The following is a 25,139-nucleotide window of genomic DNA, read 5'->3' as shown; positions in this document are numbered from 1 at the left end:
GGAATGGATTATTTGACAATTGCCCTGCCCAAGGGAAAACTTTTCGCCAAGTCTGTGGAACTGCTGGCCAAGGTGGGCTACGCCGCGGACAATGTGGTGGAGGATTCCCGGAAGCTGGTTATCACCAATGAAGAGACCAAAGTGAAGTTCATCATCGTAAAGACCGTGGACCTGCCCACCTATGTGGAATACGGGGCGGCGGACATCGGGATCATCGGCAAGGATGTGCTCAACGAGGAACGGAAGGACATCTACGAACTGCTGGATATGGGCTACGGGGGCTGCCATCTGATGATGGCGGTGCCGGAAGCCAAAGTGCTGCCGGAAATCACCGATTACGCCCATATGCGGGTGGCCACCAAGTATCCCAAATGCGCCGCGGATTTCTTCGACAAACTGGGGATGCAGATGGAAATCATCAAACTGAACGGCTCCATCGAACTGGGGCCCATTGTGGGGCTCAGCGAAATGATCGTGGATATTGTCCAGACAGGCCGTACCCTGAGAGAAAATCATCTGAAGGAAGTGGCCACGGTGTTCCCGTCCACTGCCCGTCTCATTGCCAATAAAGTCAGCTTCAAGATGCAGTACGACCGGATCCGGAAGCTGGTGGAAGATCTGAAAGTGGTCCTGAAGGAGGAAAAACCGGAATGAAAGTCTATGATGAAAGAAAAAGCACGGCAGAAGAAATCAGCCGTCTCCTGGAAAAGAAATCTTTTGATGAAGTGAAGCTGTCTCCGAAAGTGGCGGCGGCTGTGGAAAAAATGTTCGGCCGGCCCCTTACGGCTGCGGAAGAAGTGGACATTATCGTCAACGACATCCGTGCCAAGGGGGATGAAGCCCTGTTCGAATATACCAAAAAGCTGGATGGGGCGGACCTGACCCCGGCCACCATCCGGGTGACGGAAGAGGAATTTGCGGAAGCGGAAAAGGCCGTGGATGAAAAGACCATGGGGGCCATCCGCCGGGCCATTGCCAATGTGCGGAAGTTCCATGAAGAACAGCTGCCCAAGACCTGGCTGACGCCCCGGGCCTACGGGTCCTTCCTGGGCCAGAAGATGACCCCGGTGGACAGCGTGGGGATCTACGTCCCCGGCGGTACTGCCGCCTATCCCTCCAGCGTGATCATGAACGCGGTGCCTGCCAAAGTGGCCGGGGTGCCCCGGATCGCCATGGCTGCCCCTGCCGGCCGGGACGGGAAGATGAATCCCTATGTGCTGGCCACCGCCAGGGAAATCGGCATCACTGAAATCTACAAAATGGGCGGGGCCCAGGCCATTGCCGCTCTGGCTTTTGGTACGGAAACCATTCCCAAAGTGGAAAAAATCACCGGCCCCGGGAACATTTTCGTGACCCTGGCCAAGAAGGCGGTTTACGGACATGTGGATATCGACATGCTGGCCGGCCCCAGTGAAATCCTCATTGTGGCGGACAAAACGGCGGATTACCAGTACCTGGCGGCGGACCTGCTGAGCCAGGCGGAACATGATCCTCTGGCCTGCGCCATCCTGATCACCGACGATGAAACCCTGGCCAACAAGGTGGCGGACGAAGTGGAAGTCCAGCTCCAGAAGCTGCCCCGGAAGGAAATCGCCGCCCAGTCCCTGGCAGTGCAGGGGAAAATCATCCTGGCCAAGGACATGGATACGGTGGTGGACATGGCCAACATTTCCGCTCCGGAACACATGGAAATCAACACCCGGGAACCTTTTGCCCTGGTGCCCAAGATCCGGAACGCCGGTGCCATTTTCCTGGGAGCCTATTCTCCGGAACCTCTGGGGGACTATTACGCCGGCCCCAACCACATCCTGCCAACCGGCGGTACCGCCCGGTTCTATTCCGTGCTGAATGTGGAAACCTTTATGAAGAAGACCAGCATCATCTCCTATACCAGGGAAGCCCTGGCGGAAGCAGCCGATGACATCATCGCCATGGCGGAAGCGGAAGGGCTCCAGGCACACGCCAATGCCATCCGGATCCGGAAGGAGAAGCAGCTGTAACAAGACTGTCAATGGTCAATTGTCAACGGTCAACGGCCGTTGGATAAAATTTGCCTGCAAATTTTTCTGAATGTGTATATCGTTTCCGTAGGGGCGGCAGGCCCGGCCGCCCGCCAAATCAACGTTTGTCCGTGCCTGTGGCGGGGCGCCGGGCCTGCGCCCCCTACGGTTTTACGCTGCAATCTGTCAATGAGGGGGCGCTGTTATGAGCGATTTGCTTGCCCGGGAGAGTCTGGCCCGGATCGAAGACTATCAGGTGGAAACCGTACCTGATGCAGACATTGTTGTCAATGCCAATGAAACCAACTGGGATATGACCCCGGAAATCCGTCTGGAACTGGGGACCCGTCTGGCGGAACATGCCTTTAACCGGTATCCCTCCATGCACGGGGAAGACCTGTGCCAGGCCATTGCTGACCGGCTGGGGTTCGATCCTGCCCAGGTGGCCATCGGGAACGGGTCCAGCGAACTGCTGGAGAAGGCCTGCTATGCCTTCGGAGGTGCCGGGAGGAAGATCGCTTCCGCCAATCCCTCTTTTTCCATGTACCAGACCTACGCCATCCTGGCGGACAGCCAGCCGGTGCTGTTCCCGCTGACCGCGGACGGGTTCGTGGATCCGGAAGGGGTCATCAGTTTCTGCAAGGAAGAAAAACCGGCCCTTCTGATCATCTGCAACCCCAACAACCCCACCGGCAACTTCAATCCCAAAGCTTCCATGGAAAAAATCATCCGCAGTGTGGACTGTCCGGTGATCATGGACGAAGCCTACATGGAATTTGCCGTGGAAGAGGGGAAAGAGGAAGAGGTGACCACCCTGGACCTGGTGAACCAGGTGGATAACCTGCTGGTGCTGAGGACCTTTTCCAAAGCCTACGGTCTGGCCAATCTCCGGATCGGCTACGGCATCGGCAGTGCTCCTTTGATGAAGATTTTGAAAAAGGTGCTGCTGCCCTACACGGTGAACGGGGTGTCCATCCTGGCGGCGGAACTGATGTACAGCAAGCCGGAAGTGCTCCGGCAGCGGGTGGAAGCGGTGGTCTCCGGCCGGAGATACCTGCGGGATCACCTGGAAGCCCTGGGATTCCGGGTGCTGCCCAGCGCCACCAACTTCCTGCTGGCCCTGCCGGCAGGGAAAGCTCTGGAAAGCCTGGCGGAAAAAGCCGGTGCCGGGGATCTGCCCAGCAGTGAAAAAGCCATGGCTGCCGGGGGATACCTGTTCCAGGAACTGCTGGACCGGAAGATCCTGGTGCGGAACTATTCCCGGAATCCCCGGCTGCCCGGGGGCCTGCGGATCACCGTGGGCAAAGCGGAAGAGAATCCCCAGATCATCGGGGCCATCCGGGACATCATCCAATAAACAAGGGAGGCATGGTTATGCGGCAAGGGAAAGTGGAACGGAATACGAAAGAAACTCAGATTGCTGTGGAACTGGATCTGGACGGCACTGGCAAGGCGGATATTTCCACCGGGGTGGGCTTCCTGGATCACATGCTGACCCTGCTGGCGGTCCATTCCTTCATGGACCTGAAGGTCCGGGCCAAAGGGGATCTGGAAGTGGACTGCCACCATACGGTGGAAGATGTGGGCATTGCCCTGGGACAGGCCATTGCCCAGGCTCTGGGTGACAAAAAAGGCATCCACCGGTACGGCAGCTTCCTGCTGCCCATGGATGAGGCCCTGGCGGAAATCGCCCTGGATTTTTCCGGACGGCCTTACCTGGTGTGGAATGCGGACATCATCCCCCGGGTGACCCTGGGGAACTTCGATACGGAAATGGGAGAAGATTTCTTCCGGGCCCTGGCCATGAACTGCGGCCTGACCCTCCATATCAACGTACCCTACGGGAAGAATACCCACCACATGCTGGAAGCCATCTTCAAGGGTGTGGCACGGGCCATGAGCCAGGCGGTGGCCCTGGATCCCCGGGTACACGGGGTCATGAGCAGCAAGGGGGCACTGTAATATGGACAAAGACACCATTGTGATCATCGACTACGGCCGGGGGAACCTGCACTCTGTGTACAACGGTCTTTTGAAGGTGGGGGCCAATCCGGTGATTTCCGGAGACCCTAAGGTCATCGAAGCGGCCCCCCGGGTGATCCTGCCGGGGGTGGGGTCCTTCGGGGACTGCATGGACACCATGCGGAGCCGGGGGCTGGAAGAAGCGGTCCAGGAGGCTCTCCACAGCGGCAAACCCTTCCTGGGCATCTGTCTGGGAGAACAGCTGCTCTTTGAAGGCAGCGAAGAAGCACCGGGAGTAAAGGGCCTGGGATACTTCAAGGGCCAGGTGAAAAAAATCGTCACCGACTATAAGATTCCCCACATGGGGTGGAACCGGATTACCACCGTGAATCCCTCTCCTTTGATGAAGGAGGCGGACGGGAAGTATGTGTACTTCGTCCACAGCTTCCATGCGGTGCCGGAAGATCCCTCCATTATTACCTCCGTCTGCGATTACGGAACCCAGATTACGGCCAGTGTGGGCCAGGGCAGCGTCCAGGGCTTCCAGTTCCATCCGGAAAAGTCCTCTTTCGCCGGCCTGGCCATGCTGAAAGCCTTCAAGGAGTGGAAACTATGAACATCTATCCTGCCATCGACCTGCGGGGAGGCAACTGCGTCCGGCTGGTGAAGGGCGATTTTTCCAGAGAAACAGTATACAGCACCGATCCCGGTGCCATGGCGAAAAAATGGGCCGATGAGGGGGCCAGCTGCATCCATGTGGTGGATTTGGACGGGGCGGTTGCCGGGGAAAGCCGGAACCTGCTGTCCATCGACGCCATCCTGAAACAGGGGAACATCCCCATTGAAGTGGGGGGCGGCATCCGGACCCTGGAACACATTGCCCGGCTGCTGGACCGGGGGGTCCACCAGGTGATCCTGGGGTCCGCGGCGGTGAAGAATCCGGAACTGGTGAAGGAAGCCTGTGACAAGTATCCCGGCCGAATTGTGGTGGGCATCGACGCCAAGAACGGGGACGTGGCAGTGGAAGGCTGGGAAGCCAGCGGCCACATCCAGGCGGAAGACCTGGCCCGGAAAATGGCAGAGGCAGGCGTCCGGCGGATCATCTTTACGGACATTGCCCGGGACGGCATGCTCAGCGGGGTGAACGTGGAAGCCACGGTGAACGTGGCCCGGGCTTCCGGTCTTGCGGTCACCGCCAGCGGCGGGGTGGCCAGCCTGGAAGATTTGAAAATTTTGAAAAAAAGAGAAACAGACGGCATCGAAGGGTGTATTATAGGTAAGGCGCTGTATACCGGCGCCATTGACCTTCGCCAAGCTGTCAGGATTGCGAAGGAGGCGTGAGCCATGCTGGCAAAACGGATCATTCCCTGTCTGGACGTAAAAGACGGACGGGTTGTAAAGGGGACCAATTTCGTCAGCCTCCGGGATGCCGGAGACCCGGTGGAACTGGCTTCCCTTTATGAAAAGGAACAGGCCGATGAGCTGGTGTTCCTGGATATCACCGCTTCTCTGGAAAAGCGCAAGTCCATGGTGGACACCATCGAACGGGCCGCCCGGGAAGTGTTCATGCCCCTGACTGTAGGGGGCGGCATTTCCTCCCTTGAGGACATGCGGGCGGTGCTCCTGGCCGGGGCGGACAAAACCAGCCTGAACACCGCGGCGGTCAAGGATCCCACCCTGATCACCCGGGGAGCGGAAGCTTTTGGGAACCAGTGTGTGGTGCTGGCCGTGGATGCCAAACGCCGGGGAGAAGATTCCTGGGAAGTGTACATCAACGGGGGCCACACTCCCACCGGGCTGGATGCCCTGGAATGGGTGAAAAAGGCCGTATCCCTGGGGGCGGGGGAAATCCTCCTGACCAGTATGGATGCGGACGGCACCAAGGACGGGTTCGACATTCCCCTGACCCGGAAAGTGGCGGAAGCCGTTCCCGTACCGGTGATTGCCTCCGGGGGCGCCGGCTCCCTGGAAGACTTCTACGAAGTCCTTACCGCCGGAAAAGCTGACGCGGCTCTGGCCGCTTCCGTATTCCATTACAGGAAATTCACGATCCGCCAGGTGAAGGAATACTTGCGGAGCAAAGGAGTGGACGTACGGTTATGAAAATCGATATCAGCAAGCTGAAGTTTGACGACAGGGGCCTGATCCCTGCCATTGTCCAGGATGTGAAGACGGACAAGGTGCTGATGCTGGCTTACATGAACGGCACCAGCCTGGCCCGTACGGTGGAAACCGGCTATACCTGGTTCTGGAGCCGGAGCCGCCAGGAACTGTGGAACAAGGGAGCCACCAGTGGCCACACCCAGAAGGTGTACAGCATCACCTACGACTGCGACGGGGATGCCCTGCTGGTGAAAGTGGAACAGAAAGGGGCTGCCTGCCACACGGGCAACTATTCCTGTTTCTTCAACCCGCTGTGGAACAGTGCTTCTGGAGAAAGCCTGCCTGTGGCGGACAACCGGCTGCCCCAGGTGATCAACGAACTGTACAAACAGATCGTCTGCTATCAGGAAAAACAGAAAGAGACCCGGAAGCTGCTGCCATCTCCCAGCCAGGACAAGCTGCTGACGGAAATGGGCGCCAATACCACCCGGACCATCCTGGCTTCCAAAAACAGCGATGCGGACCAGGTTGTTTACGAGATGGGGGATTTATGGTATCATTGCTTAGTGCTGTTGGCTTACCATAACATCACCCCCGGCGAAATGCTGGTGGAAATGGCAGGCCGGAAAGTGGAAGAAGAAAAATAAGCAGCAAATACCTGTAACAACCTGGAGGGCTCTGATGGCTAGAATGTTTGGAACGGACGGCGTCCGCGGCGTCGCCAATGGTCCTGTACTCAATGTGGAACTGGCATACAAGCTGGGCCGCGCTGCGGCTCTGTATTTTGGACGGGAAGTGAAGACTCCCAAGATTTTGATCGGGCGGGATACCCGTCTTTCCGGCACCATGCTGGAAAGCGCCCTGGCCGCCGGCATCTGCAGCGCCGGGGGCAATGCCCATCTTCTGGGAGTGATCCCCACACCGGCGGTTTCCTATCTGACGGAAAAGCTGGAAGCCAATGCAGGGGTGGTGATTTCCGCTTCCCACAATCCCTTTGAAGACAACGGGATCAAGTTCTTTGCCCGGACCGGCTACAAACTGCCGGATGCGGTGGAGGACGAGATCGAAGCCATCGTGAACCAGCCGGTGGATTATGCCAACACGGTGACCGGGTCCAACCTGGGCCGGGTGATCCAGGAACAGGACATGGGCATGGTGTATGTAAAGCACATTGTGGACAGCGCCGACGTGAAGCTGAACGGGCTGAAAGTGGTCATGGACTGTGCCAACGGGGCCAACAGTGAAATCGCCCCGGCCATCCTCCGGACCCTGGGGGCCCATGTGATCCCCATTTTCCATGAACCCAACGGGATCAACATCAATAACGGCTGCGGCTCCACCCACCTGGAAGCACTCCAGGCCAAGGTGAAGGAAGTGGGAGCCGACTGCGGCCTGGCCAACGACGGGGATGCGGACCGTCTGCTGGCTGTGGACGAAAACGGGGACGTGCTGGACGGAGACCAGATCATGCTGATCTGTGCCCTGGACCTGATGAAGGCCGGCAAGCTGAAGGACAATGTGCTGGTGACCACGGTGATGAGCAACGTGGGGCTGGCCAAAGCCATGAAGGAACATGGTGGCTCCACGGTGAAGACTGCCGTAGGGGACCGGTATGTGCTGGAAGAAATGCTGAAACACGACTACAAACTGGGTGGCGAACAGTCCGGCCACATCATCTTCGGAGACCTGGTGCGCACCGGGGACGGGATGATGACCGGGGTGAAGCTTTTGAGTAGCCTGGTCCGCCACAACCAGACCCTGTCCCAGCTGGGGGCACTGATGGTGAAGTATCCCCAGACCCTGCTGAACGTGCGGGTGAAGGACAAGAACGGCTGGCAGGAAAACCAGGCCATTGCCGATGTGGTCCGGAAATATACGGAAGAACTGGGGGACGACGGCCAGGTGCTGGTCCGTGCCAGCGGCACCGAACCCCTGATCCGGATCATGGCCCAGGGCCCCAACCAGGTGGAACTGGACAGCATCACCGAAGCCATTGCAGAAGTGGTGCGGAAAGAATTGGCATAAGGAAAAAGACGCTGCTGAGGCAGCGCCTTTTTTTGTCAGCTGACCGCTGATGGGGGTGCTGCGCAGGCAGCACCCCCTTTCCTGTTGACCCCATGGCAAAAACATAGTATCATAAAGTATCTGTGGAAACATGCTCTCTGGGGATACCGGACTGGAGGGCCGCCTGTTTTTGAGGGGGAACGGGCAAGGGGATTTCTGCAAATCTGGAGCGCAGGTGCCGGGCTTTGCCCGGCCGACGAGGAAGAGGTTCATCGATCAGTCAGCGGATGCCTCTCGGTAAGCTGCACACCGTAAGCTGTCCTACAAATCCCTCCGGCAACGGAGGCATACAGAAGGGGCGGCGGCAGACGGTAACTACCATATGCAGGAGGGCACAACAACATGTGCGGAATCGTAGGATATATTGGACGTCATCAGGCTACTCCCTTTCTCATGGAAGGGCTGAGCAAGCTGGAATACAGAGGATATGACTCTGCAGGCATTGCCGTATACAACGACGGGAAAATCGACGTGGAAAAATGCGTGGGCCGTCTGGACGCTCTGCGCCAGAAAATCGTGGGTCACGAACCGGTGGGCACCCTGGGCATCGGCCACACCCGGTGGGCCACCCATGGGAAACCCAGCGACATCAATGCCCATCCCCATACGGACGAAAGCGGCCAGTTCGCCGTGGTCCACAACGGGATCATTGAAAACTACATGCCTCTGAAGCAGGCTCTGCTGAAAAAAGGCCATCATTTCCGCTCTGATACGGATACGGAAGTGGTACCGCATCTGATGGCAGATCTGTGGGACGGGGATTTTGAAAGCACCGTCCGGAAAGTGCTCCACACCATCAAAGGATCCTATTCCCTGGTGTTCCTTTGCGCCAAGGATCCCAGCAAGCTGATCTGCGCCAAAAAGAACAACCCGCTGGTCATCGGCCTGGGCAAAGGGGAAAACTACATTGCCTCCGATATCCCGGCCATCATCAGCAAGACCCGGGACACCTACATCCTCAGCGATGGGGAAATGGCCGTGGTGGAACCGGACAAAGTTGTGGTAAAGGACCTGGAAGGTCACAAGATCGATAAAAAAGTGTTCCGGGTGAACTGGGATGCGGAAGCGGCAGAAAAAGGCGGCTTCGAACATTTCATGCTGAAGGAAATCTACGAACAGCCCAAAGCCGTCCGGGATACCCTCCGGGGCCGGGTGGACAAAGGCAGCGACAAGGTGGTTTTCAACGAACTGAACTGGACCCCGGAAACCCTGAAGGACATCCGGAAGATCTTCATCGTGGCCTGCGGCACCGCCTACCATGCAGGCATCGTAGGCAAGTACTACATTGAAAAAATGGCCCGGATCCCGGTGGAAGTGGACATCGCTTCCGAATTCCGGTACCGGAACCCCATTATCGACGAAAGCTGCCTGTGCATCGTGATCAGCCAGTCCGGGGAAACCAGCGATACCCTGGAAGCCCTGAAGGAAGCCAAACGCCGGGGGGCCAAGACCATGGCCGTCACCAACGTGGTAGGCTCCTCCATCGCCCGGGAAGCGGACCAGGTGGTTTACACCTATGCGGGCCCGGAAATCGCCGTAGCCTCCACCAAGGCCTACACCACCCAGCTGATCGTCATGCTGCTGCTGAGCCTGTACATCTCCAACCTGAAAGGGAAGATCAGCGACGAACGGCTCCATGAACTGATCCAGAGCGTGCTGGAAGTGCCGGAACAGATGCACGACATCCTGGACCATGTGGACCAGATCAAGGTGTACGCCACCAACTATGCCAACCGGGAAGATGCCTTCTTCCTGGGCCGGAGCCTGGACTATGCGGTGGCTCTGGAAGGGGCTCTGAAGCTGAAGGAAATCTCCTACATCCATGCGGAAGCCTATGCGGCAGGGGAACTGAAGCACGGGACCCTGGCCCTCATTACGGAAGGGGTGCCGGTGATCGTCCTGGCCACTCAGTCCAACATCTATGACAAGACCATCAGCAACCTCCAGGAAGTGAAGACCCGGGGTGCCATCGTGATCGGCATCGGCATGGAAGGGGATACGGAACTGGCCAAACACGCCAATAACGTAATCATCATCCCCAAAGCCGACGAAGACCTGGCTCCCATCCTGGCAGTGATCCCGCTCCAGCTGCTGGCCTACTACGCAGCCCTGGCCAGAGGCTGCGACGTGGACAAGCCCCGGAACCTGGCCAAGAGCGTGACGGTGGAATAAATTCATAAGGATAAAATGCTCCCTGCGGGGAGCATTTTTTTATCCGCCTTGCACTTTCCCCCAAAATCAGCTACAATGGACTCATTGCATTATCTGTTGACATCTACTGACATGACAATGAAAGAAAAATCGTGTATAATGTACACAAAATACGAAAGGGGAACGGAGAGTTCCCCTTTTCCCAAAAGGAGTCCTGATCCATGGAAGACTTGTTCGATGCCATCACCCGCTTGAAAAAGGAACGGAATGCGGTGATCCTGGCCCATGTATACCAACCGGAGGAAATCCAGGAAATCGCTGATTTCTGCGGGGATTCGTTTGCCCTGTCCCAGCAGGCGGCCCAGACCGATGCGGATGTGATCGTGTTCTGCGGAGTCCGGTTCATGGCAGAAACCGCCAACATCCTGTCTCCGGACAAAATCACCCTGCTGCCGGCCATCGATGCCGGGTGCCGGATGTTCGACGACACCCTGGAGTCCCGGGTGAAAGCCTTTCTGGCAGAGCATCCGGAATACAAGGTGGTGTCCTATGTGAACACCCCGGCCAGCGTCAAGGCCCTCAGCGAAATCTGCTGCACCTCTTCCAACGCGGTGAAGGTGATCGAAAGCCTGCCGGCGGACCAGCCCATCCTGTTCGTACCGGACCAGAACCTGGCCACCTTTACGGCGGAGAAGACCCATCACACCATCCTGCCCTGGCGGGGAGCCTGTCCCACCCATCACGCCCTTTCGGTGGAAGAAGTGACGGCAGTCAAAAAAGCCCATCCCGGCGCCAAAGTGCTGATGCACCCGGAATGCCGGCCGGAAGTCCGGGCCCTGGCGGATTATGTGGGCAGCACCATGGGGATCATCCATTATGCCCAGCAGAGCCCGGACCAGGAATTCATCATTGCCACGGAATGCGGAGTACTGACCCAGCTGGAATGGAAATGCCCCCACAAGAAGTTTTATATGGCAGGAGGCAACCTGCTGTGCCCCAACATGAAAAAGACCACCCTGGAACTGGTGAAGCGGTCCCTGGAGACCCTGGAACCCAGGATCGTGGTGCCGGAAGAGATCCGGAACAAGGCCCGGAGGGCTCTGGAACGGATGCTGGAAGTGAAGTGATTGGGTTGTCAATGGTCAATGGCGGAAGGAACCCGTTAATGGGGTTCCTTCCCTTTTCCCTACGACCTGTAACAGGCTGCTGCTCAGGCGGCCACTTGTAAAAGGAGGATTCCTTATGGAAACCTGTTGGACGAATTTTGATACGGCGGAAACGCCTGAAATACAAACGGATATCCTGGTAGTCGGGTCCGGAGCGGCCGGGCTCCAGACGGCCTGGTCCCTGGCAGAGGCGGGCCGGCAGGTGCTGGTGGCGGTCCGGGATGAACTCCAGGACAGCAACACCTCCAAGGCCCAGGGGGGCATTGCGGCGGCCCTGGGGAGGGACGACGACCCCAGCCTCCATTACCAGGACACCCTGGTGGCCGGAGCCGGGCTCACCGACGAAACCATGGCCAAAATCGTGGTCACCGAAGGGCCCAAGGCGGTGCTGGACCTGCTTCATCACGGAGCCCGGTTTGACAAAAATCCCGACGGCACCCTGGCCCTGGGCCGGGAAGGATGCCACAGCCGGAACCGGATCGTCCACGCCAACGGAGACAGCACCGGGGAGGAAGTGTCCCGGGCCCTCCGGTCCATTACCGGCAGGGAAAGCCGGATCTCCACCCTGGAACACTGCTATGTAACGGATCTGCTGCTCCAGGAAGGCCGGTGCGCAGGAGCTATGGCTCTCCACGAAGGCCGGATGGTCCGCTTTTCCGCCAACGCCGTGGTGCTGGCCACCGGTGGGGTAGGACGGCTGTTTGCCCACACCACCAACCCGGAAGGAGCCACGGGCAGCGGCCTGGCACTGGCCTGCCGGGCCGGTGCGGAACTGATGGATATGGAATTCGTCCAGTTCCATCCCACGGCCCTGGCCCTTCCGGGAAAGCCCAGTTTCCTGGTTTCGGAAGCGGTCCGGGGTGCCGGCGCCCTGTTGTACAACACCCGGGGAGAACGGTTCATGCCCGGGTACCATCCCATGCTGGAACTGGCTCCCCGGGATGTGATGGCCCGGGCCATTGCCACGGAAATGAAGCACTGCGCCACGAACCATGTGCTGCTGGACGCCACGGTGATTGACCGGGTGGAGGAAAAATTCCCCATGATCTTCCGGACTCTCCTGGACTATGGAGTGGATATGCGGAAGGAACGGATCCCCATTGCTCCTGCGGCCCACTACATGATGGGAGGCATCCGCACCGACAGCTGGGGCCACACTACGGTGCCCGGCCTGTATGCCTGCGGAGAAGCGGCCTGCACCGGTCTCCAGGGCGCCAACCGGCTGGCCAGCAATTCCCTCCTGGAAGGGCTGGTGTTCGGACGCCGGGCGGCCCGTGCCCTGTGCCGGGAAATCCCTGTTGAGGGGCAGAAGGAAAAAGGCGGCCGTTGGCAGTCCGTCCTGGAACCCTGGAAAGTTTCCCAGGGGGAAACCGCCGCTGACCGGCAGCAGCTCCGGGAACTGATGAGCCGGCAGCTGGGGATTGCCCGGGACCGGGAAGATCTCCGCCAGGCCCTGGAAGAACTGGGGGCCGTGGAAGCCAAATATGCCGGACAGGCAGCGGAAACCCCGGAGCAGCTGGATCTGAAATCCCAGATCCTGGTATCCCGGCTCATTGCCCAGGCGGCTCTCCAGCGGGAAGAAAGCCGGGGGGCCCATTACCGGCTGGATTTCCCCAAGCCCCGGGACTGCTGGAAGCATCATACTATCGAAGAGGAAGAAGGAGGCAGCATCCATGTACAGCAGAATGTTGGATAAACAGCTGGAGGAATGGCTGGCGGAAGACGTGGGCAGCGGGGACCTGACCAGTGAGGCCCTGCTGCCGGAAGGGGCGGTGACTGCCGGGATCATCCACGCCAAGGATACAGGGATCCTGTGCGGGGTGGAAGTGGCCCGGCAGGTGTTCCGGGTGCTGGATCCCAGCCTGACCTTCGAGGCCCTGGCCAAAGACGGGGACAAACTGGAACCGGGGACCCTCATTGCCAAAGTCACCGGATCGGCCCGGAGTGTCCTGACGGGAGAACGGCTGGCCCTCAACCTGCTCCAGCACCTGTCCGGCATTGCCACCCGGACCAAAAAGCTGGCGGACCTGGCCAAACCCTACGGCACCCGGGTGGTGGATACCCGGAAGACCACGCCGGGGCTGCGGCTCCTGGAAAAATACGCTGTCCGCACCGGCGGGGGCCACAACCACCGGCTGGGGCTCTACGACGCCATCCTGATCAAGGACAACCACATTGCCGTGGCCGGAGGGGTGAAGGAAGCCCTGGCCCGGGCCAAAGCCTACGCCAGCCACATGACCAGGATCGAGATCGAAGTGGAAAGCCTGGCCCAGGCCAAAGAAGCCCTGGAAGGGGGCGCCGACGTGATCATGCTGGACAACATGGCTCCGGAGGCCATGAAGGAATGTGTAAGGATGATCGGTCACCGGGCGGTGGTGGAAGCCTCCGGGGGCATCGACGAGCACAATCTGGAAGCCGCAGCAGCCGCCGGGGTGGACGTAATCAGCATAGGAGCCCTGACCCACAGCGTAAAAACCCTGGACATCAGTCTGGATGTGGGGGAGATTAAATAACGGGCAGGGCAAAAAAAGGAAGGGTGTCCCCCTTCCTTTTTTTCTTATCTATGCTATAATGAAGACGTAGTAAATTTATTTTTTTTCGAACAGGGTGGGACATAAAAAGTACCACGAGGGACAAAATGTGCAACATCAGCTTGGATCGAATCATCAACCTGCAGAATAAACTGGTTCCGGAAATGGTGGACCTGCTTACCGAGCGCTATAAGGTGCTCCGGCAGATCAGCCACGATCAGCCCATCGGCCGCCGGACCCTGGCCAAAAAGCTGGGGCTCAGCGAGCGGATCCTCCGTTCCCATGTGGATTTCCTCAAGGAAGCGGGGCTGCTGGATTTCACCCTCACCGGCATGAGCATTACGGAAGAGGGGGCGGTGCTCCTCCAGGAGCTCCGGGACTATGTGAACCGGCTCCAGAAGCTTTCCAGCCTGGAACGCATCCTCCAGGACAAGCTCCATCTCCAGAAGGTGGTGGTGCTGCCCGGCAATGCGGACCAGGACAAAGTGGTCACCCGGGAAATCGGGCGTGTGGCGGCCGGTATCCTGCTGCGCCTTCTGGCGGACCACAAAAAGCACATTGTGGCGGTAACCGGGGGCACCACTGTGGCGGCCATGGCGGAAAACACCTTTGGCAATGAACCGGAGACCGTGGTGGTCCCGGCCCGGGGCGGTCTGGGGGACAAAATGGAACTCCAGGCCAACACCATTGCCACGGTGCTGGCCGGCCGGCTGAAGACCCGGTACCTGCAGCTGTATGTGCCGGACAGTGTCAGCGAGGACGTGCTCCGCAAGATCCTGGAAGAGGATGCCCGGGTGAAACAGGTGGTGGAAACCATCAAAAGCGCGGATATCCTGGTCCATGGCATGGGGCAGGCCCTGGTGATGGCCGAAAAGCGGGGGATGGACCCCAAACTGATGGACCGCCTGGCAAAGGCCGGTGCCGTAGGGGAAGCCCTGGGGCAGTATTTCGACCTGAACGGCCGGGTGGTGTACAGCACAGACACCCTGGGACTCATGGTCAACGATCTGGAAAAGATCCACACGGTCATGGGCATTGCCGGCGGACAGTCCAAGGGAAGGGCCATCCTTTCCATGCTCCGCAGCGGCCAGGACGATATCCTGGTCACCGACGAGGCGGCTGCCCGGGAAATCATCGATTGTTTGCAAACTGATCCCAATCATCAGTAAAAAACTTAGGAGGAATGCAAAATGGTAAAAATCGGTATCAATGGTTTTGGTCGTATTGGACGCTGCGCTCTGCGTATCGCTGTAAAGAACCCTGAAGTGGAAGTTGTGGCGGTCAATGCCCGTTCCGGCATCGATACCTATGCCCACCTGCTGAAATACGATTCCATCCACGGCACCTTTGATGAAGATGTGTCCGTTGATGGAGACGTAATGCATGTAGGGGACAAAGCCATCAAATTCACCCGGTACACTGATCCGAAGGAAATCCCCTGGGGCGATATGGGCGTGGATGTAGTGCTGGAAACCACCGGCAAATTCAAGACCCGTGAAACCGTACAGCCTCATCTGGACAACGGCGCCAAAAAGGTGCTGATCGCCTGCCCGGCCAAAGGGGAAGACATCACCATCGTCCTGGGCGTCAACGAAGACAAGTACGATCCCAAGAAAGACCACATCATCTCCAACGCATCCTGCACCACCAACTGCCTGGCTCCCTTCACCAAAGTGCTGGAAGACAACTTCGGCATTGAAAGCGGCATGATGACCACCGTCCATTCCTACACCAACGACCAGAAGATCCTGGATGCAGCCCACAAAGACCTGCGCCGTGCCCGTGCCGGTGCCTGCTCCATCATCCCCACCACCACCGGTGCCGCCAAAGCCATCGGTCTGGTACTGCCTGAACTGGAAGGCAAACTGAAAGGCATGGCCATCCGTGTCCCGACTCCGGATGTTTCCCTCACCGACCTGGTAGTGAACCTGAAGAAAGACACCACCAAAGAAGAAATCAACGAAGCCATGAAAGTGGCCTCTGAAACCACCATGAAAGGGATCCTGGGCTACAATGAACTGCCTCTGGTATCCAAAGACTACAGCGGCTGCCCTCTGAGCTCTATTGTGGATGGGCTGTCCACCATGATGGTGGGTCCCCGTGTGGCCAAAGTGGTTTCCTGGTACGACAATGAATGGGGTTATTCCAACCGTCTGGTGGAACTGGCTCTGTTCGTGGCCAAGAAGGGCCTGTAAGAGAAAGGCAGGGAGCACGGAGCCATGGATAAAAGAACCGTCAAAGACATTCAGCTGACCGGGAAACGGGTGCTGGTCCGGGTGGACTACAACGTTCCCATGAACGACAAAGGGGAAATCACCGATGTTATCCGCATCGAAGCCTCTCTGCCCACCCTTCATTACCTGCTGGACCAGGGGGCTGCTGTAATCCTCCTGGCCCACCTGGGCCGTCCCAAAGGCAAGGTGAATATGAAGTACACCCTGAAGCCTGTGGCCGAAGCCCTGAGCCAGCTGATCCACCGTCCGGTGCAGTTCTGCCCGGACTGCATCGGCAAGGAAGCCCAGGCTGCAGCCGCTCAGCTGCGGAATGGGGATATCCTGCTGCTGGAAAACCTCCGGTTCCATCCGGAAGAAGAAAAGAATGATCCTCATTTTGCCCAGGAACTGGCGGCTCTGGGGGATGTGTACGTGAACGACGGGTTCGGGGTTTCCCACCGGGCCCATGCTTCCGTGGAAGCCATTACCCACTACCTGCCTGCGGTGGCTGGTTTCCTGCTGGAAAAGGAAATCGCCTACCTGGGCAATGCAGTGGACAAACCCCAGCGTCCTTTTGCCGCCATTATCGGCGGGGCCAAAGTGGCGGACAAGATCGCCGTGATCCGCAGCCTGATCAAGAAAGCCGATGTGATCCTGATCGGCGGCGGCATGGCCAATACCTTCCTGGCTGCCAAAGGCTATGACCTGGGCAAATCCCTGGTGGAAAAGGAAAGCCTGGGGATCGCCAAGGACCTGCTGGCGGAAGCTGCTGCCCAGAAGACCAAAATGCTCCTGCCGGTGGACCTGATCATGGCCGCCAGCTTCTCCAATGACGCGGAACATGAAGCTGAAGACCTGGATGCCCTGAATCCGGAGTACATGGCCCTGGATATCGGCCCCAAGACGGCGGAACTGTATGCCCAGACCCTGGCCGGCATGAAGACCATTGTGTGGAACGGCCCCATGGGCGTCTTTGAAATGCCCAACTATGCAGAAGGGACCCGGCGGGTGGCGGAAGCCATGGCTGCTTCTGACGGCATCACCATCGTAGGCGGCGGCGACAGTGCTGCAGCTGTGAAACAGATGGGCCTGGCCGACAAGATGAGCCATGTATCCACCGGCGGCGGTGCCTCCCTGGAATACCTGGAAGGGAAAGTGCTGCCAGGCTTGGCGGCTCTGGATGATCTCCGGACTCCCATTGTGGCCGGCAACTGGAAATGCCATAAAACTGTGGAAGAAGCCATGGAACTGGCTCACCAGATCGCTCACGGCACGGAAATGGCCCGGGCGGAAGTGGTGCTGTTCCCGCCTTTCACTGCTCTGGAAAGCGTAGCAGCCATGGTGGATGAAGACGGCATCGGCTATGGTGCCCAGGACCTGTTCTATGAAGACGAAGGGTCCTACACCGGCGCCGTATCCGGCCCCATGATTGCGGAAATCGGTTCCCGGTACGTGCTGGTGGGCCACAGCGAACGGCGGAAGTTCTTCCACGAAACCAACGACATCGTGGTGAAGAAAGTCCTGGCTGCCTTCCGGAACGATCTGGACCCGGTGCTGTGCGTGGGAGAAGACGCGGACGAACATGAAAACGGCTCCACCAAAGACAAGATCCTGAGCCAGCTGACTCCGGTGCTGAATGTGCTCACCGACAGCCAGATCCAGCATCTGCTGGTTGCCTATGAACCGGTCTGGGCCATTGGCAGCGGCAAGAGTGCGGAAGTGCGGGATGCAGTGGCGGCTGCGGATCTGATCCGGAAAGCCATTGCAGAAAAATTCGGCAAAGAAGCAGCCCGCCGGGTGCGGATCCTTTACGGGGGCAGCGTGACCAGTGAAAACGCCCATGCCTTCCATGAAGACGGCATCGACGGGGTCCTGGTAGGCGGGGCCAGTCTGTCCGCCCAGGAATTCTGCGCCATTGCCAATACCTTCTGAGGCGCTTCATGAAAAAGAAACCTGTTATGCTGATGATCCTGGACGGGTGGGGGATCGCTCCTCCCAGTTCCACCAATGCGGTGACCCGCGCCAGGACTCCTCATCTTGATTTTTACTTCAACCGGTATCCCCACAGCCAGCTCCGGTGCTCCGGAGAGGCAGTGGGCCTGCCGGAAGGGCAGATGGGCAACTCGGAAGTGGGCCATCTGTCCATCGGCTCCGGCCGGATCATCTACCAGAGCCTGACCCGGATCAGCCGGGCGGTGAAGGACGGCAGTCTGGAAACCAACCCGGTGCTGGTAAAGGCCATGGAGGAAGCCCGGGACACCGGAAAGAAACTCCATCTCCTGGGGCTCCTCAGCGACGGCGGGGTCCACAGCCATATCGACCATCTCTTGGGTCTTCTGGCCATGGCCAAAAAGCTGGGGGTGGAAAAGGTCTGTATCCATGCCTTCCTGGATGGACGGGATACTCCGCCCCAGAGCGCCGGCCCCTTCCTGGACCAGGTGGAAAAAGCCTGCAGGGAGCTGGGGGTGGGACAGATTGCCACCGTATCCGGCCGGTATTATGCCATGGACCGGGACAAACGGTGGGAACGGATCCAGAAGGTCTACGACTGCATGAGCGGCGGAGAGGCCCAGGAAGCACCCAGTGCTGCAGAAGGACTGGAAGCCGCCTACGCTGCCGGCCAGACCGATGAATTCGTGGTGCCGTTCCGGGTATCCGGCGTGGAAGGGAATGTGGAAAAAGGCGATAGCCTGATTTTCTTCAACTTCCGTCCGGACCGGGCCCGGGAACTGACCCATGTCTTTACGGACAGGGAGTTCCAGGGATTTGCCCGGAAGGAAGACCAGCTGCCCGTCCATTTCGTCACCATGACGGAATATGAAAAGGGTATTGATGCGCCGGTGGCTTTCCCTCCGGAAGAGATCCGGGATACCCTGGCGGAAGTGGTGTCCCAGGCGGGACTCCATCAGCTCCACATTGCGGAAACGGAAAAATACGCCCATGTGACCTTCTTCTTCAATGGCGGACGGGAACAGCCCTTCCCCAACGAAGACCGGATCCTGGTGCCTTCTCCCAAAGTGGCCACCTATGACCTGCAGCCGGAGATGAGCGCCTACCTGGTGACGGAAAAGCTCCAGGAAGCCCTGGACAAGGACCTGTACGACCTGGTGATCTTGAACTTCGCCAACCCGGATATGGTAGGCCATACCGGCTCCCTGGAGGCGGCAGTGAAGGCCCTGGAGGCCGTGGACGAATGTGTGGGCAGCCTGGTGGAAAAGGTGCTGAAAAAAGGCGGTGCCCTGTGCATCACCGCGGACCATGGGAACCTGGAAGAAATGGAAGACCCGGTGACCCATGAGCCTATGACGGCCCATACCACCAATCCGGTGCCTTTCCTGGTGGTGGGTGCTGAACCCGGGACCCAGGTGGAAGACGGAGGACTCTCCGATATCGCTCCCACCCTGCTGGACCTGCTGGATCTCCCCAAACCGGAAGCCATGACCGGCCATTCCCTGCTGGTACGCAAGTAAAAGGTAAATTCGTGGCCAGCAAAAGCTGGCTTCCATCGGCCATTGACCATTGACCATTGACCAGCAAGGGAAATCATTTTCCCTTGCTGCCCAAAATAACGAGGTGAAAACAATGCCAATCATTGAAAATGTGTGCGCAAGAGAAATCCTGGATTCCCGGGGCAATCCCACGGTAGAAGTGGATGTGCTGCTGGATGACGGCACGGTAGGCCGTGCGGCTGTTCCTTCCGGTGCTTCCACCGGGGTCCACGAAGCCGTGGAACTGCGGGATGGGGACAAGGACCGTTTCGGAGGCAAAGGGGTCTCCAAGGCTGTGGACAATGTGAATGACACCATTGCCGACGCCATCATCGGTCTGGATCCCACCCGTCAGGTGGAAATCGACGAAGCCATGATCCGTCTGGACGGCACCCCCAACAAGGGCCGTCTGGGTGCCAACGCCATCCTGGGTGTATCCCTGGCTGTGGCCAAGGCTGCGGCTCTGTCCATCGGCCTGCCTCTGTATCAGTATCTGGGCGGGGTCAACGCCAAGGAACTGCCTGTTCCCATGATGAACATCCTGAACGGCGGTGCCCATGCGGACAACAACGTGGACATCCAGGAATTCATGATCATGCCCGTAGGGGCTGACAGCTTCGCCGAAGCCCTGCGGATCAACGCGGAAATCTACCAGGCTCTGAAGAAAGTCCTGAAGGGCAAAGGCCTGGCTACGGCCGTAGGGGATGAAGGGGGCTTTGCACCCAACCTGGAAAGCAACGAAGAAGCCCTCCAGGTGATTGTGGAAGCCATCGAAAAAGCCGGCTACAAACCCGGTGAACAGGTACGGCTGGCCATCGATACTGCTGCCAGCGAACTGTTCGAAGACGGCAAATACAACCTGAAAGGGGAAGGGGTCGTGAAGACTTCTGCCGAAATGGTGGAATGGTACGCTTCCCTGTGTGAAAAATACCCCATCATTTCCATTGAAGACGGCCTGGCCGAAGATGACTGGGACGGCTGGAAACAGCTTACCGATGCCCTGGGCAAAAAAGTCCAGCTGGTTGGGGATGACCTGTTCGTCACCAACGTGGAACGGCTGAAGAAGGGCATTGAAATGGGCGTGGCCAACGCCATCCTGATCAAACTGAACCAGATCGGTACCCTCACCGAAACCCTGGATGCCATTGAAATGGCCAAACGGGCCGGTTATACCGCCATCGTCTCTCACCGGAGCGGTGAAACGGAAGACACCACCATTGCTGATGTGGTGGTGGGCACCAACGCCGGACAGATCAAATCCGGGGCACCCTGCCGGACCGACCGGGTGGCCAAGTACAACCAGCTGCTGCGGATCGAAGAAGATCTGGGAGCCGCTGCCCAGTACAACGGGATGGATGTGTTCTACAACATCAGATAAAAACGGTCAACGGTCAGCTGGCAACGGTCAGCGGCCGGATGACAAAAAGGTGTGCTGCATGGAGCGTGCAGCACACCTTTTTTACGAAAGGAAAAACAATGATGGACAAACAAGCTGTTTCTGCGGCTTTTGACCGGTATGTCTCTCTTTTTGACCCGGATACTCCGGGGATTTTGAGCAAACAGCGCCATTCCCGGATCGTCTGCGGCCTGTGCGGTCAGCTGGCCCAGGCGCTGGGGTGGTCCCGGGCGGACCAGGACCTGGCCTGGGTGCTGGGGCTGCTCCATGACATCGGCCGGTTCGAACAGGCCCGGCGGTTCCATACCTTCATCGACTACAAATCCATGGACCATGCCCGGTACGGGGTATGGTACCTGTTCGAACAGGGCCATATCCGGGACTTTCTGCCGGAACCGGAGCCGGAACGGGATAAAATCCTGGAGCTGGCCATCCTGTGGCACAACGCCTATGCCGTCCCTGGTGGAGTCACCGGCCGGGCCAGGGATTTTGCCCTTTTGATCCGGGATGCGGACAAGATCGACTTGTTCCGGGTTTACGCCGGGTACCTTGACCATCCGGAACAGGTGTGGCAGATGTCCCTGAAAGATCTGGGCCGACAGGAAATTTCCCCCAAAGTCCTGGCAGAAGCCCTGGAGAAAAAACTGGTCCACACAGAAGTGAAAAAGAATGCCCTGGACTTTTTCACCGGCTGTCTGTGCCAGATCTTTGATTTTACCTATGCCCCCAGCCTGGCCCTGGTCCGGCAGCAGGGCTATTACCAGAAACTGCTGGATTTCCAGCCGGGGAACCCCCAAAGTGCCCGGCAGCTGGACCGGGTAAAAGAAAAAATCCATGAGGTGATATGATTTCCAGCGGCTGCTGACCGTTGACAGCAGGCCCTCTTTTTCTTCATACAAATTCCATATTCCTATGATACAATAAGTATACAATATAATCTGACAAAGACTTTGCAAAAGGAGGAATCACTTTGAACCAACCCATGGGCAGCAGCTATGAGGCATGGCGGCCGGTGCTGGAGAAGGTGCTGGAACAGCTGGTCCGGGACATTAAGGCCTACAACCAGAAAGAAAAGGACGCAACCGGCGAAAACGCCTATGAGCACCTGATCTACCGGGTGAAAGGCACCGCCAGCATGGAGGAAAAATGCCAGCGGAAAGGGCTGCCGGTGACGGCTAAATCGGCCCTCCATGATATCCACGATGCCATCGGACTGCGGATCGTTTGCCGGTTCCTCAGCGACATCGACCGGAATCTCCGGCTGCTCCGGGCCATCCCCGGCTGCACCATCATCCAGGAAAAAGACTACGTACACAATGTAAAACCCAACGGCTACCGGTCCTATCACCTGATCCTTCGGCTGGAGGAACCCTTCCCGGATGTGGAAGGGAATAATCCGGGGATTTTCTATGCAGAGGTCCAGCTCCGGACCATCGCCATGGATTCCTGGGCCAGCCTGGAACACGAAATGAAGTACAAAAAGAGCATCCGGAACCCGGAACTGATCGGCCAGGAACTGAAGCGGTGCGCTGACGAACTGGCGGCCTGCGACCTGTCCATGGAGACCATCCGGAAGCTGATCCGGGAAAACGGATGATCCATTGACCCAGAAAGGAGTCAACCCCAGATGAAAATTTTGCTTGCAGAAGATGAAAAAGCCATGTCCATGGCCCTGTGCGCCGTGCTGGAACATTCCGGCTATGAAGTGGATCCGGTGTACGACGGACAGGCCGCTGTGGACAAAGCCCGGGAAAAGGTCTACGATGCCATGATCTTCGATATTATGATGCCGGTGAAGGATGGAATCACCGCCCTGACGGAACTCCGGAAGGAAGGGGACCGGACTCCAGTGATCATGCTCACTGCCAAAGCAGAAGTGGACGACCGGATCACCGGCCTGGATGCAGGAGCCGACGACTACCTGACCAAACCCTTTGCCATGGGGGAACTGCTGGCCCGTCTCCGGAGCCTGACCCGGCGCCAGGAAGACTTCAACCGGGATACCCTCCAGGCCGGTACCGTGACCCTCAACTGTGCGGAAGGGGAGCTGTCCAGCAAGAGCAGCGTCCGGCTGTCCCCCAAGGAAACCCAGCTGATGAAGTACTTCATGCAGCACCCGGGGAAACCCTGCGAAACCCGGATGCTTTTTGACCGGATCTGGCAGGATGAACAGCAGGAAGACCAGGGCATCGTATGGATCTATGTGTCCTACCTGCGGGAAAAACTCAAGGCCATCGGGGGAAATCTCACCATCGACGGCCATCAGGACGGATCTTTTGTGCTCCAGACGCCGGCCCTGGCCAATTAAGGAGAATTTATCATGGATATGATCCATCGTCTGCGCCGGAAATTCCTGATCCTGGCCTTTGCTGCCGTGGTACTGATCCTGGCCGGGGCCCTGGGACTGATCAACGGCATTACCTATATGAAAATGCGGTCGGAAGTGAACACCCTCCTGACGGCCATTGTCCAGAACGATGGAATCATGCCCTCCCATCAGCCGGGTACCAGCACCGAAAGCTGGCTCAGTGATCCGGAATGGTACAATGACACCCCGGAATTCGCCCATCAGACCCGGTATTTCAGCGTTATTATGGATGAAAGCGGAAAAATCCGCCGGCTGAATCTGTCCAACATCTCCGCCTTCAACGAACTCCAGGCCCTGGAAATTGCCCGTTCCCTGGCGGACAGCACCCAGAGCCAGGGACTGTTCAAGAACAAACGGGCCAGCTACTGCTACAGCGTAACCCCCCGGAATGACGGAGGCAAACTGGTGGTGGTCATGGACTGCACCCGGGATGTGGGGGCCGTGGATGCATTTATGCGGTATTCCCTCCGGTTCGGCCTGGTCTGTGTGCTGCTGTACATGCTGGTGCTCATGTTCCTGAGCAATTACGCTATCCGGCCCTTTGTGGAAAACGTGGCCAGCCAGAAACGGTTCATTACCAACGCAGGCCATGAACTGAAGACCCCCATTGCCATTATTTCCGCCAACGCGGAAGCTCTGGAACTGATCAGCGGCAAAAGCCAGTGGACGGACAACATCCTGTTCCAGGTGAAGCGGGTGACCCGGCTGATCAACGAACTGATCATGCTGGCCAAAATGGGAGAAAAGAATGAGCGGGAACTGAAAAAGGAAACCATGGACATCAGCCACACCTTTACGGAAGTGGTCCAGTCCTTTGCTCCGGTGGTGGAAGGGGAGAAGAAAAAGCTGGTGACGGAGATCCAGCCGGATATCCTGGCTGAAACCGACCCCAAGTATCTTTATGAAATCTTCACCATCCTCCTGGACAATGCGGCCAAATACTGTGACGACGGGGGAACCATCCGGGCCCGGCTGGAAACCCACGGGAAACAGGGGTTCCGGGCCCAGGTGTCCAACGACTACAAAAACGGGGCCGGAGTGGATTATTCCCACTTTTTTGAACGGTTTTACCGGGGAGACGAAAGCCACAACAGCAAAAAGGCCGGCTACGGCATCGGGCTTTCCATGGCAGAAGAGGCCACCCGGCTCCTGGGCGGGAAGATCCAGGTGGAATACAAGGATGGGGTCATTACCTTCGGGGTGACCTTTTAAGAAAAAAGGGAGGTCTTTTTCATGAAGGTGGCCATGCTGGGCACCGGCGCCATTGCTCCTGTGGCCCTGGCCGCCATGAATGCGGCAGTCGGCATAAGTGTGGAAGCCCTCTGGTGCCGGCAGCACAGCCGGCAGCGGGGAGAAACCCTGGCCCGGGACTATGGGATTCCCCGGGTATATACGGACTGCCGGGCTCTTTTCCGGGAAGCGGATGTGGATACGGCGTACATCGCTCTGGTGAACCCGGTCCATTTTGCTTATGCCCGGGAGGCCCTGCTGGCCGGAAAGAACGTAATCCTGGAAAAGCCCTTCTGCACCCGGTGGGCCCAGACCCGGGAACTGGCGGACCTGGCCCGGGGAAAAGGGCTTTTTCTGGTTCTATAATAAATGTTGGGGTCTTGTGGACACTCCTGTTCACAAGACCCCTTGTCTTACGATAAAATAAAGACATATCTAAGCTACATTTCACCTCAACCACCACGAAG

23 protein-coding genes are annotated in these 25,139 nt (G+C 58.2%); all 23 read left to right on the top strand.

The window, feature by feature from the left end; translation table 11 throughout:
* Positions 1-3 precede the first annotated feature (3 nt).
* The 23 genes from hisG to ACTQY1_RS09760 all read left to right on the top strand — a co-directional run bounded on the left by hisG (position 4) and on the right by ACTQY1_RS09760 (position 25,038).
* On the top strand, positions 4-654 hold the full coding sequence (hisG, locus tag ACTQY1_RS09870; protein WP_022487856.1) for an ATP phosphoribosyltransferase: 651 nt from the start codon (positions 4-6) through the stop codon (positions 652-654).
* Positions 651-2,000, top strand: coding sequence for a histidinol dehydrogenase (hisD, locus tag ACTQY1_RS09865; RefSeq protein ID WP_154488365.1), 1,350 nt, complete (start codon positions 651-653; stop codon positions 1,998-2,000). The genes hisG and hisD overlap by 4 nt, the downstream gene beginning before the upstream one ends.
* 205 nt (positions 2,001-2,205) lie before the next feature.
* Positions 2,206-3,357 (top strand): pyridoxal phosphate-dependent aminotransferase, encoded by a 1,152-nt coding sequence (locus ACTQY1_RS09860; RefSeq protein ID WP_288311372.1) that lies wholly within the window; start codon positions 2,206-2,208, stop codon positions 3,355-3,357.
* A 17-nt stretch (positions 3,358-3,374) separates the two neighbouring features.
* Positions 3,375-3,962: an imidazoleglycerol-phosphate dehydratase HisB gene (gene hisB, locus ACTQY1_RS09855; protein WP_279127281.1), complete on the top strand. Its 588-nt coding sequence runs from the start codon at positions 3,375-3,377 to the stop codon at positions 3,960-3,962.
* A 1-nt stretch (position 3,963) separates the two neighbouring features.
* Positions 3,964-4,578: an imidazole glycerol phosphate synthase subunit HisH gene (gene hisH, locus ACTQY1_RS09850; protein WP_154488362.1), complete on the top strand. Its 615-nt coding sequence runs from the start codon at positions 3,964-3,966 to the stop codon at positions 4,576-4,578.
* On the top strand, positions 4,575-5,303 hold the full coding sequence (hisA, locus tag ACTQY1_RS09845) for a 1-(5-phosphoribosyl)-5-[(5-phosphoribosylamino)methylideneamino]imidazole-4-carboxamide isomerase (protein WP_302157912.1): 729 nt from the start codon (positions 4,575-4,577) through the stop codon (positions 5,301-5,303). Before hisH ends, hisA begins: the two co-directional genes overlap by 4 nt.
* 3 nt (positions 5,304-5,306) lie before the next feature.
* Positions 5,307-6,065, top strand: coding sequence for an imidazole glycerol phosphate synthase subunit HisF (hisF, locus tag ACTQY1_RS09840; protein WP_441368658.1), 759 nt, complete (start codon positions 5,307-5,309; stop codon positions 6,063-6,065).
* On the top strand, positions 6,062-6,712 hold the full coding sequence (gene hisIE / locus ACTQY1_RS09835) for a bifunctional phosphoribosyl-AMP cyclohydrolase/phosphoribosyl-ATP diphosphatase HisIE (protein ID WP_022487849.1): 651 nt from the start codon (positions 6,062-6,064) through the stop codon (positions 6,710-6,712). The genes hisF and hisIE overlap by 4 nt, the downstream gene beginning before the upstream one ends.
* A 34-nt stretch (positions 6,713-6,746) precedes the next feature.
* Positions 6,747-8,090 carry a phosphoglucosamine mutase gene (glmM, locus tag ACTQY1_RS09830; RefSeq protein ID WP_441368659.1) on the top strand — a complete coding sequence of 448 codons (1,344 nt, stop codon included), beginning with the start codon at positions 6,747-6,749 and terminating at the stop codon, positions 8,088-8,090.
* Between the two features lie 381 nt (positions 8,091-8,471).
* Positions 8,472-10,301: a glutamine--fructose-6-phosphate transaminase (isomerizing) gene (glmS, locus tag ACTQY1_RS09825; RefSeq protein ID WP_288311381.1), complete on the top strand. Its 1,830-nt coding sequence runs from the start codon at positions 8,472-8,474 to the stop codon at positions 10,299-10,301.
* Between the two features lie 200 nt (positions 10,302-10,501).
* Positions 10,502-11,407: a quinolinate synthase NadA gene (nadA, locus tag ACTQY1_RS09820; protein WP_154488358.1), complete on the top strand. Its 906-nt coding sequence runs from the start codon at positions 10,502-10,504 to the stop codon at positions 11,405-11,407.
* A 115-nt stretch (positions 11,408-11,522) separates the two neighbouring features.
* Positions 11,523-13,142, top strand: a complete 1,620-nt coding sequence (gene nadB, locus ACTQY1_RS09815; protein WP_441374133.1) for an L-aspartate oxidase — start codon at positions 11,523-11,525, stop codon at positions 13,140-13,142.
* Positions 13,120-13,959, top strand: coding sequence for a carboxylating nicotinate-nucleotide diphosphorylase (gene nadC, locus ACTQY1_RS09810; RefSeq protein ID WP_441374132.1), 840 nt, complete (start codon positions 13,120-13,122; stop codon positions 13,957-13,959). Before nadB ends, nadC begins: the two co-directional genes overlap by 23 nt.
* Before the next feature lie 125 nt (positions 13,960-14,084).
* Positions 14,085-15,146 carry a sugar-binding transcriptional regulator gene (locus ACTQY1_RS09805; protein WP_022486800.1) on the top strand — a complete coding sequence of 354 codons (1,062 nt, stop codon included), beginning with the start codon at positions 14,085-14,087 and terminating at the stop codon, positions 15,144-15,146.
* Between the two features lie 21 nt (positions 15,147-15,167).
* On the top strand, positions 15,168-16,172 hold the full coding sequence (gap, locus tag ACTQY1_RS09800; RefSeq protein WP_154488357.1) for a type I glyceraldehyde-3-phosphate dehydrogenase: 1,005 nt from the start codon (positions 15,168-15,170) through the stop codon (positions 16,170-16,172).
* A gap of 24 nt (positions 16,173-16,196) precedes the next feature.
* The gene (gene tpiA, locus ACTQY1_RS09795) at positions 16,197-18,122 is read left to right on the top strand and encodes a triose-phosphate isomerase (protein ID WP_441374131.1); all 1,926 of its coding nucleotides are present in this window, start codon (positions 16,197-16,199) and stop codon (positions 18,120-18,122) included.
* 8 nt (positions 18,123-18,130) lie between these two features.
* Positions 18,131-19,660, top strand: coding sequence for a 2,3-bisphosphoglycerate-independent phosphoglycerate mutase (gpmI, locus tag ACTQY1_RS09790; protein ID WP_288311394.1), 1,530 nt, complete (start codon positions 18,131-18,133; stop codon positions 19,658-19,660).
* A 112-nt stretch (positions 19,661-19,772) separates the two neighbouring features.
* The gene (eno, locus tag ACTQY1_RS09785; protein WP_022486804.1) at positions 19,773-21,056 is read left to right on the top strand and encodes a phosphopyruvate hydratase; all 1,284 of its coding nucleotides are present in this window, start codon (positions 19,773-19,775) and stop codon (positions 21,054-21,056) included.
* A 98-nt stretch (positions 21,057-21,154) separates the two neighbouring features.
* Entirely contained in the window at positions 21,155-21,922 is a 768-nt protein-coding gene (locus tag ACTQY1_RS09780; protein WP_022486805.1) for an HD domain-containing protein, read from the top strand.
* A gap of 134 nt (positions 21,923-22,056) precedes the next feature.
* A complete protein-coding gene (locus ACTQY1_RS09775) occupies positions 22,057-22,671 on the top strand; it encodes a GTP pyrophosphokinase (RefSeq protein WP_347567384.1) in 615 nt (204 codons plus the stop codon).
* Positions 22,672-22,701: 30 nt separating this feature from the next.
* On the top strand, positions 22,702-23,382 hold the full coding sequence (locus ACTQY1_RS09770) for a response regulator transcription factor (protein WP_022486807.1): 681 nt from the start codon (positions 22,702-22,704) through the stop codon (positions 23,380-23,382).
* Between the two features lie 12 nt (positions 23,383-23,394).
* Entirely contained in the window at positions 23,395-24,654 is a 1,260-nt protein-coding gene (locus tag ACTQY1_RS09765; protein ID WP_022486808.1) for a sensor histidine kinase, read from the top strand.
* Between the two features lie 21 nt (positions 24,655-24,675).
* The gene (locus ACTQY1_RS09760) at positions 24,676-25,038 is read left to right on the top strand and encodes a Gfo/Idh/MocA family protein (RefSeq protein ID WP_441374130.1); all 363 of its coding nucleotides are present in this window, start codon (positions 24,676-24,678) and stop codon (positions 25,036-25,038) included.
* Positions 25,039-25,139 lie beyond the last annotated feature (101 nt).

The organism is Acidaminococcus sp. HCP3S3_G9_1, from assembly GCF_052122455.1.
In the GTDB taxonomy this organism is placed as follows: domain Bacteria; phylum Bacillota; class Negativicutes; order Acidaminococcales; family Acidaminococcaceae; genus Acidaminococcus.
This window is presented reverse-complemented; position numbering and strand designations above follow the sequence as displayed.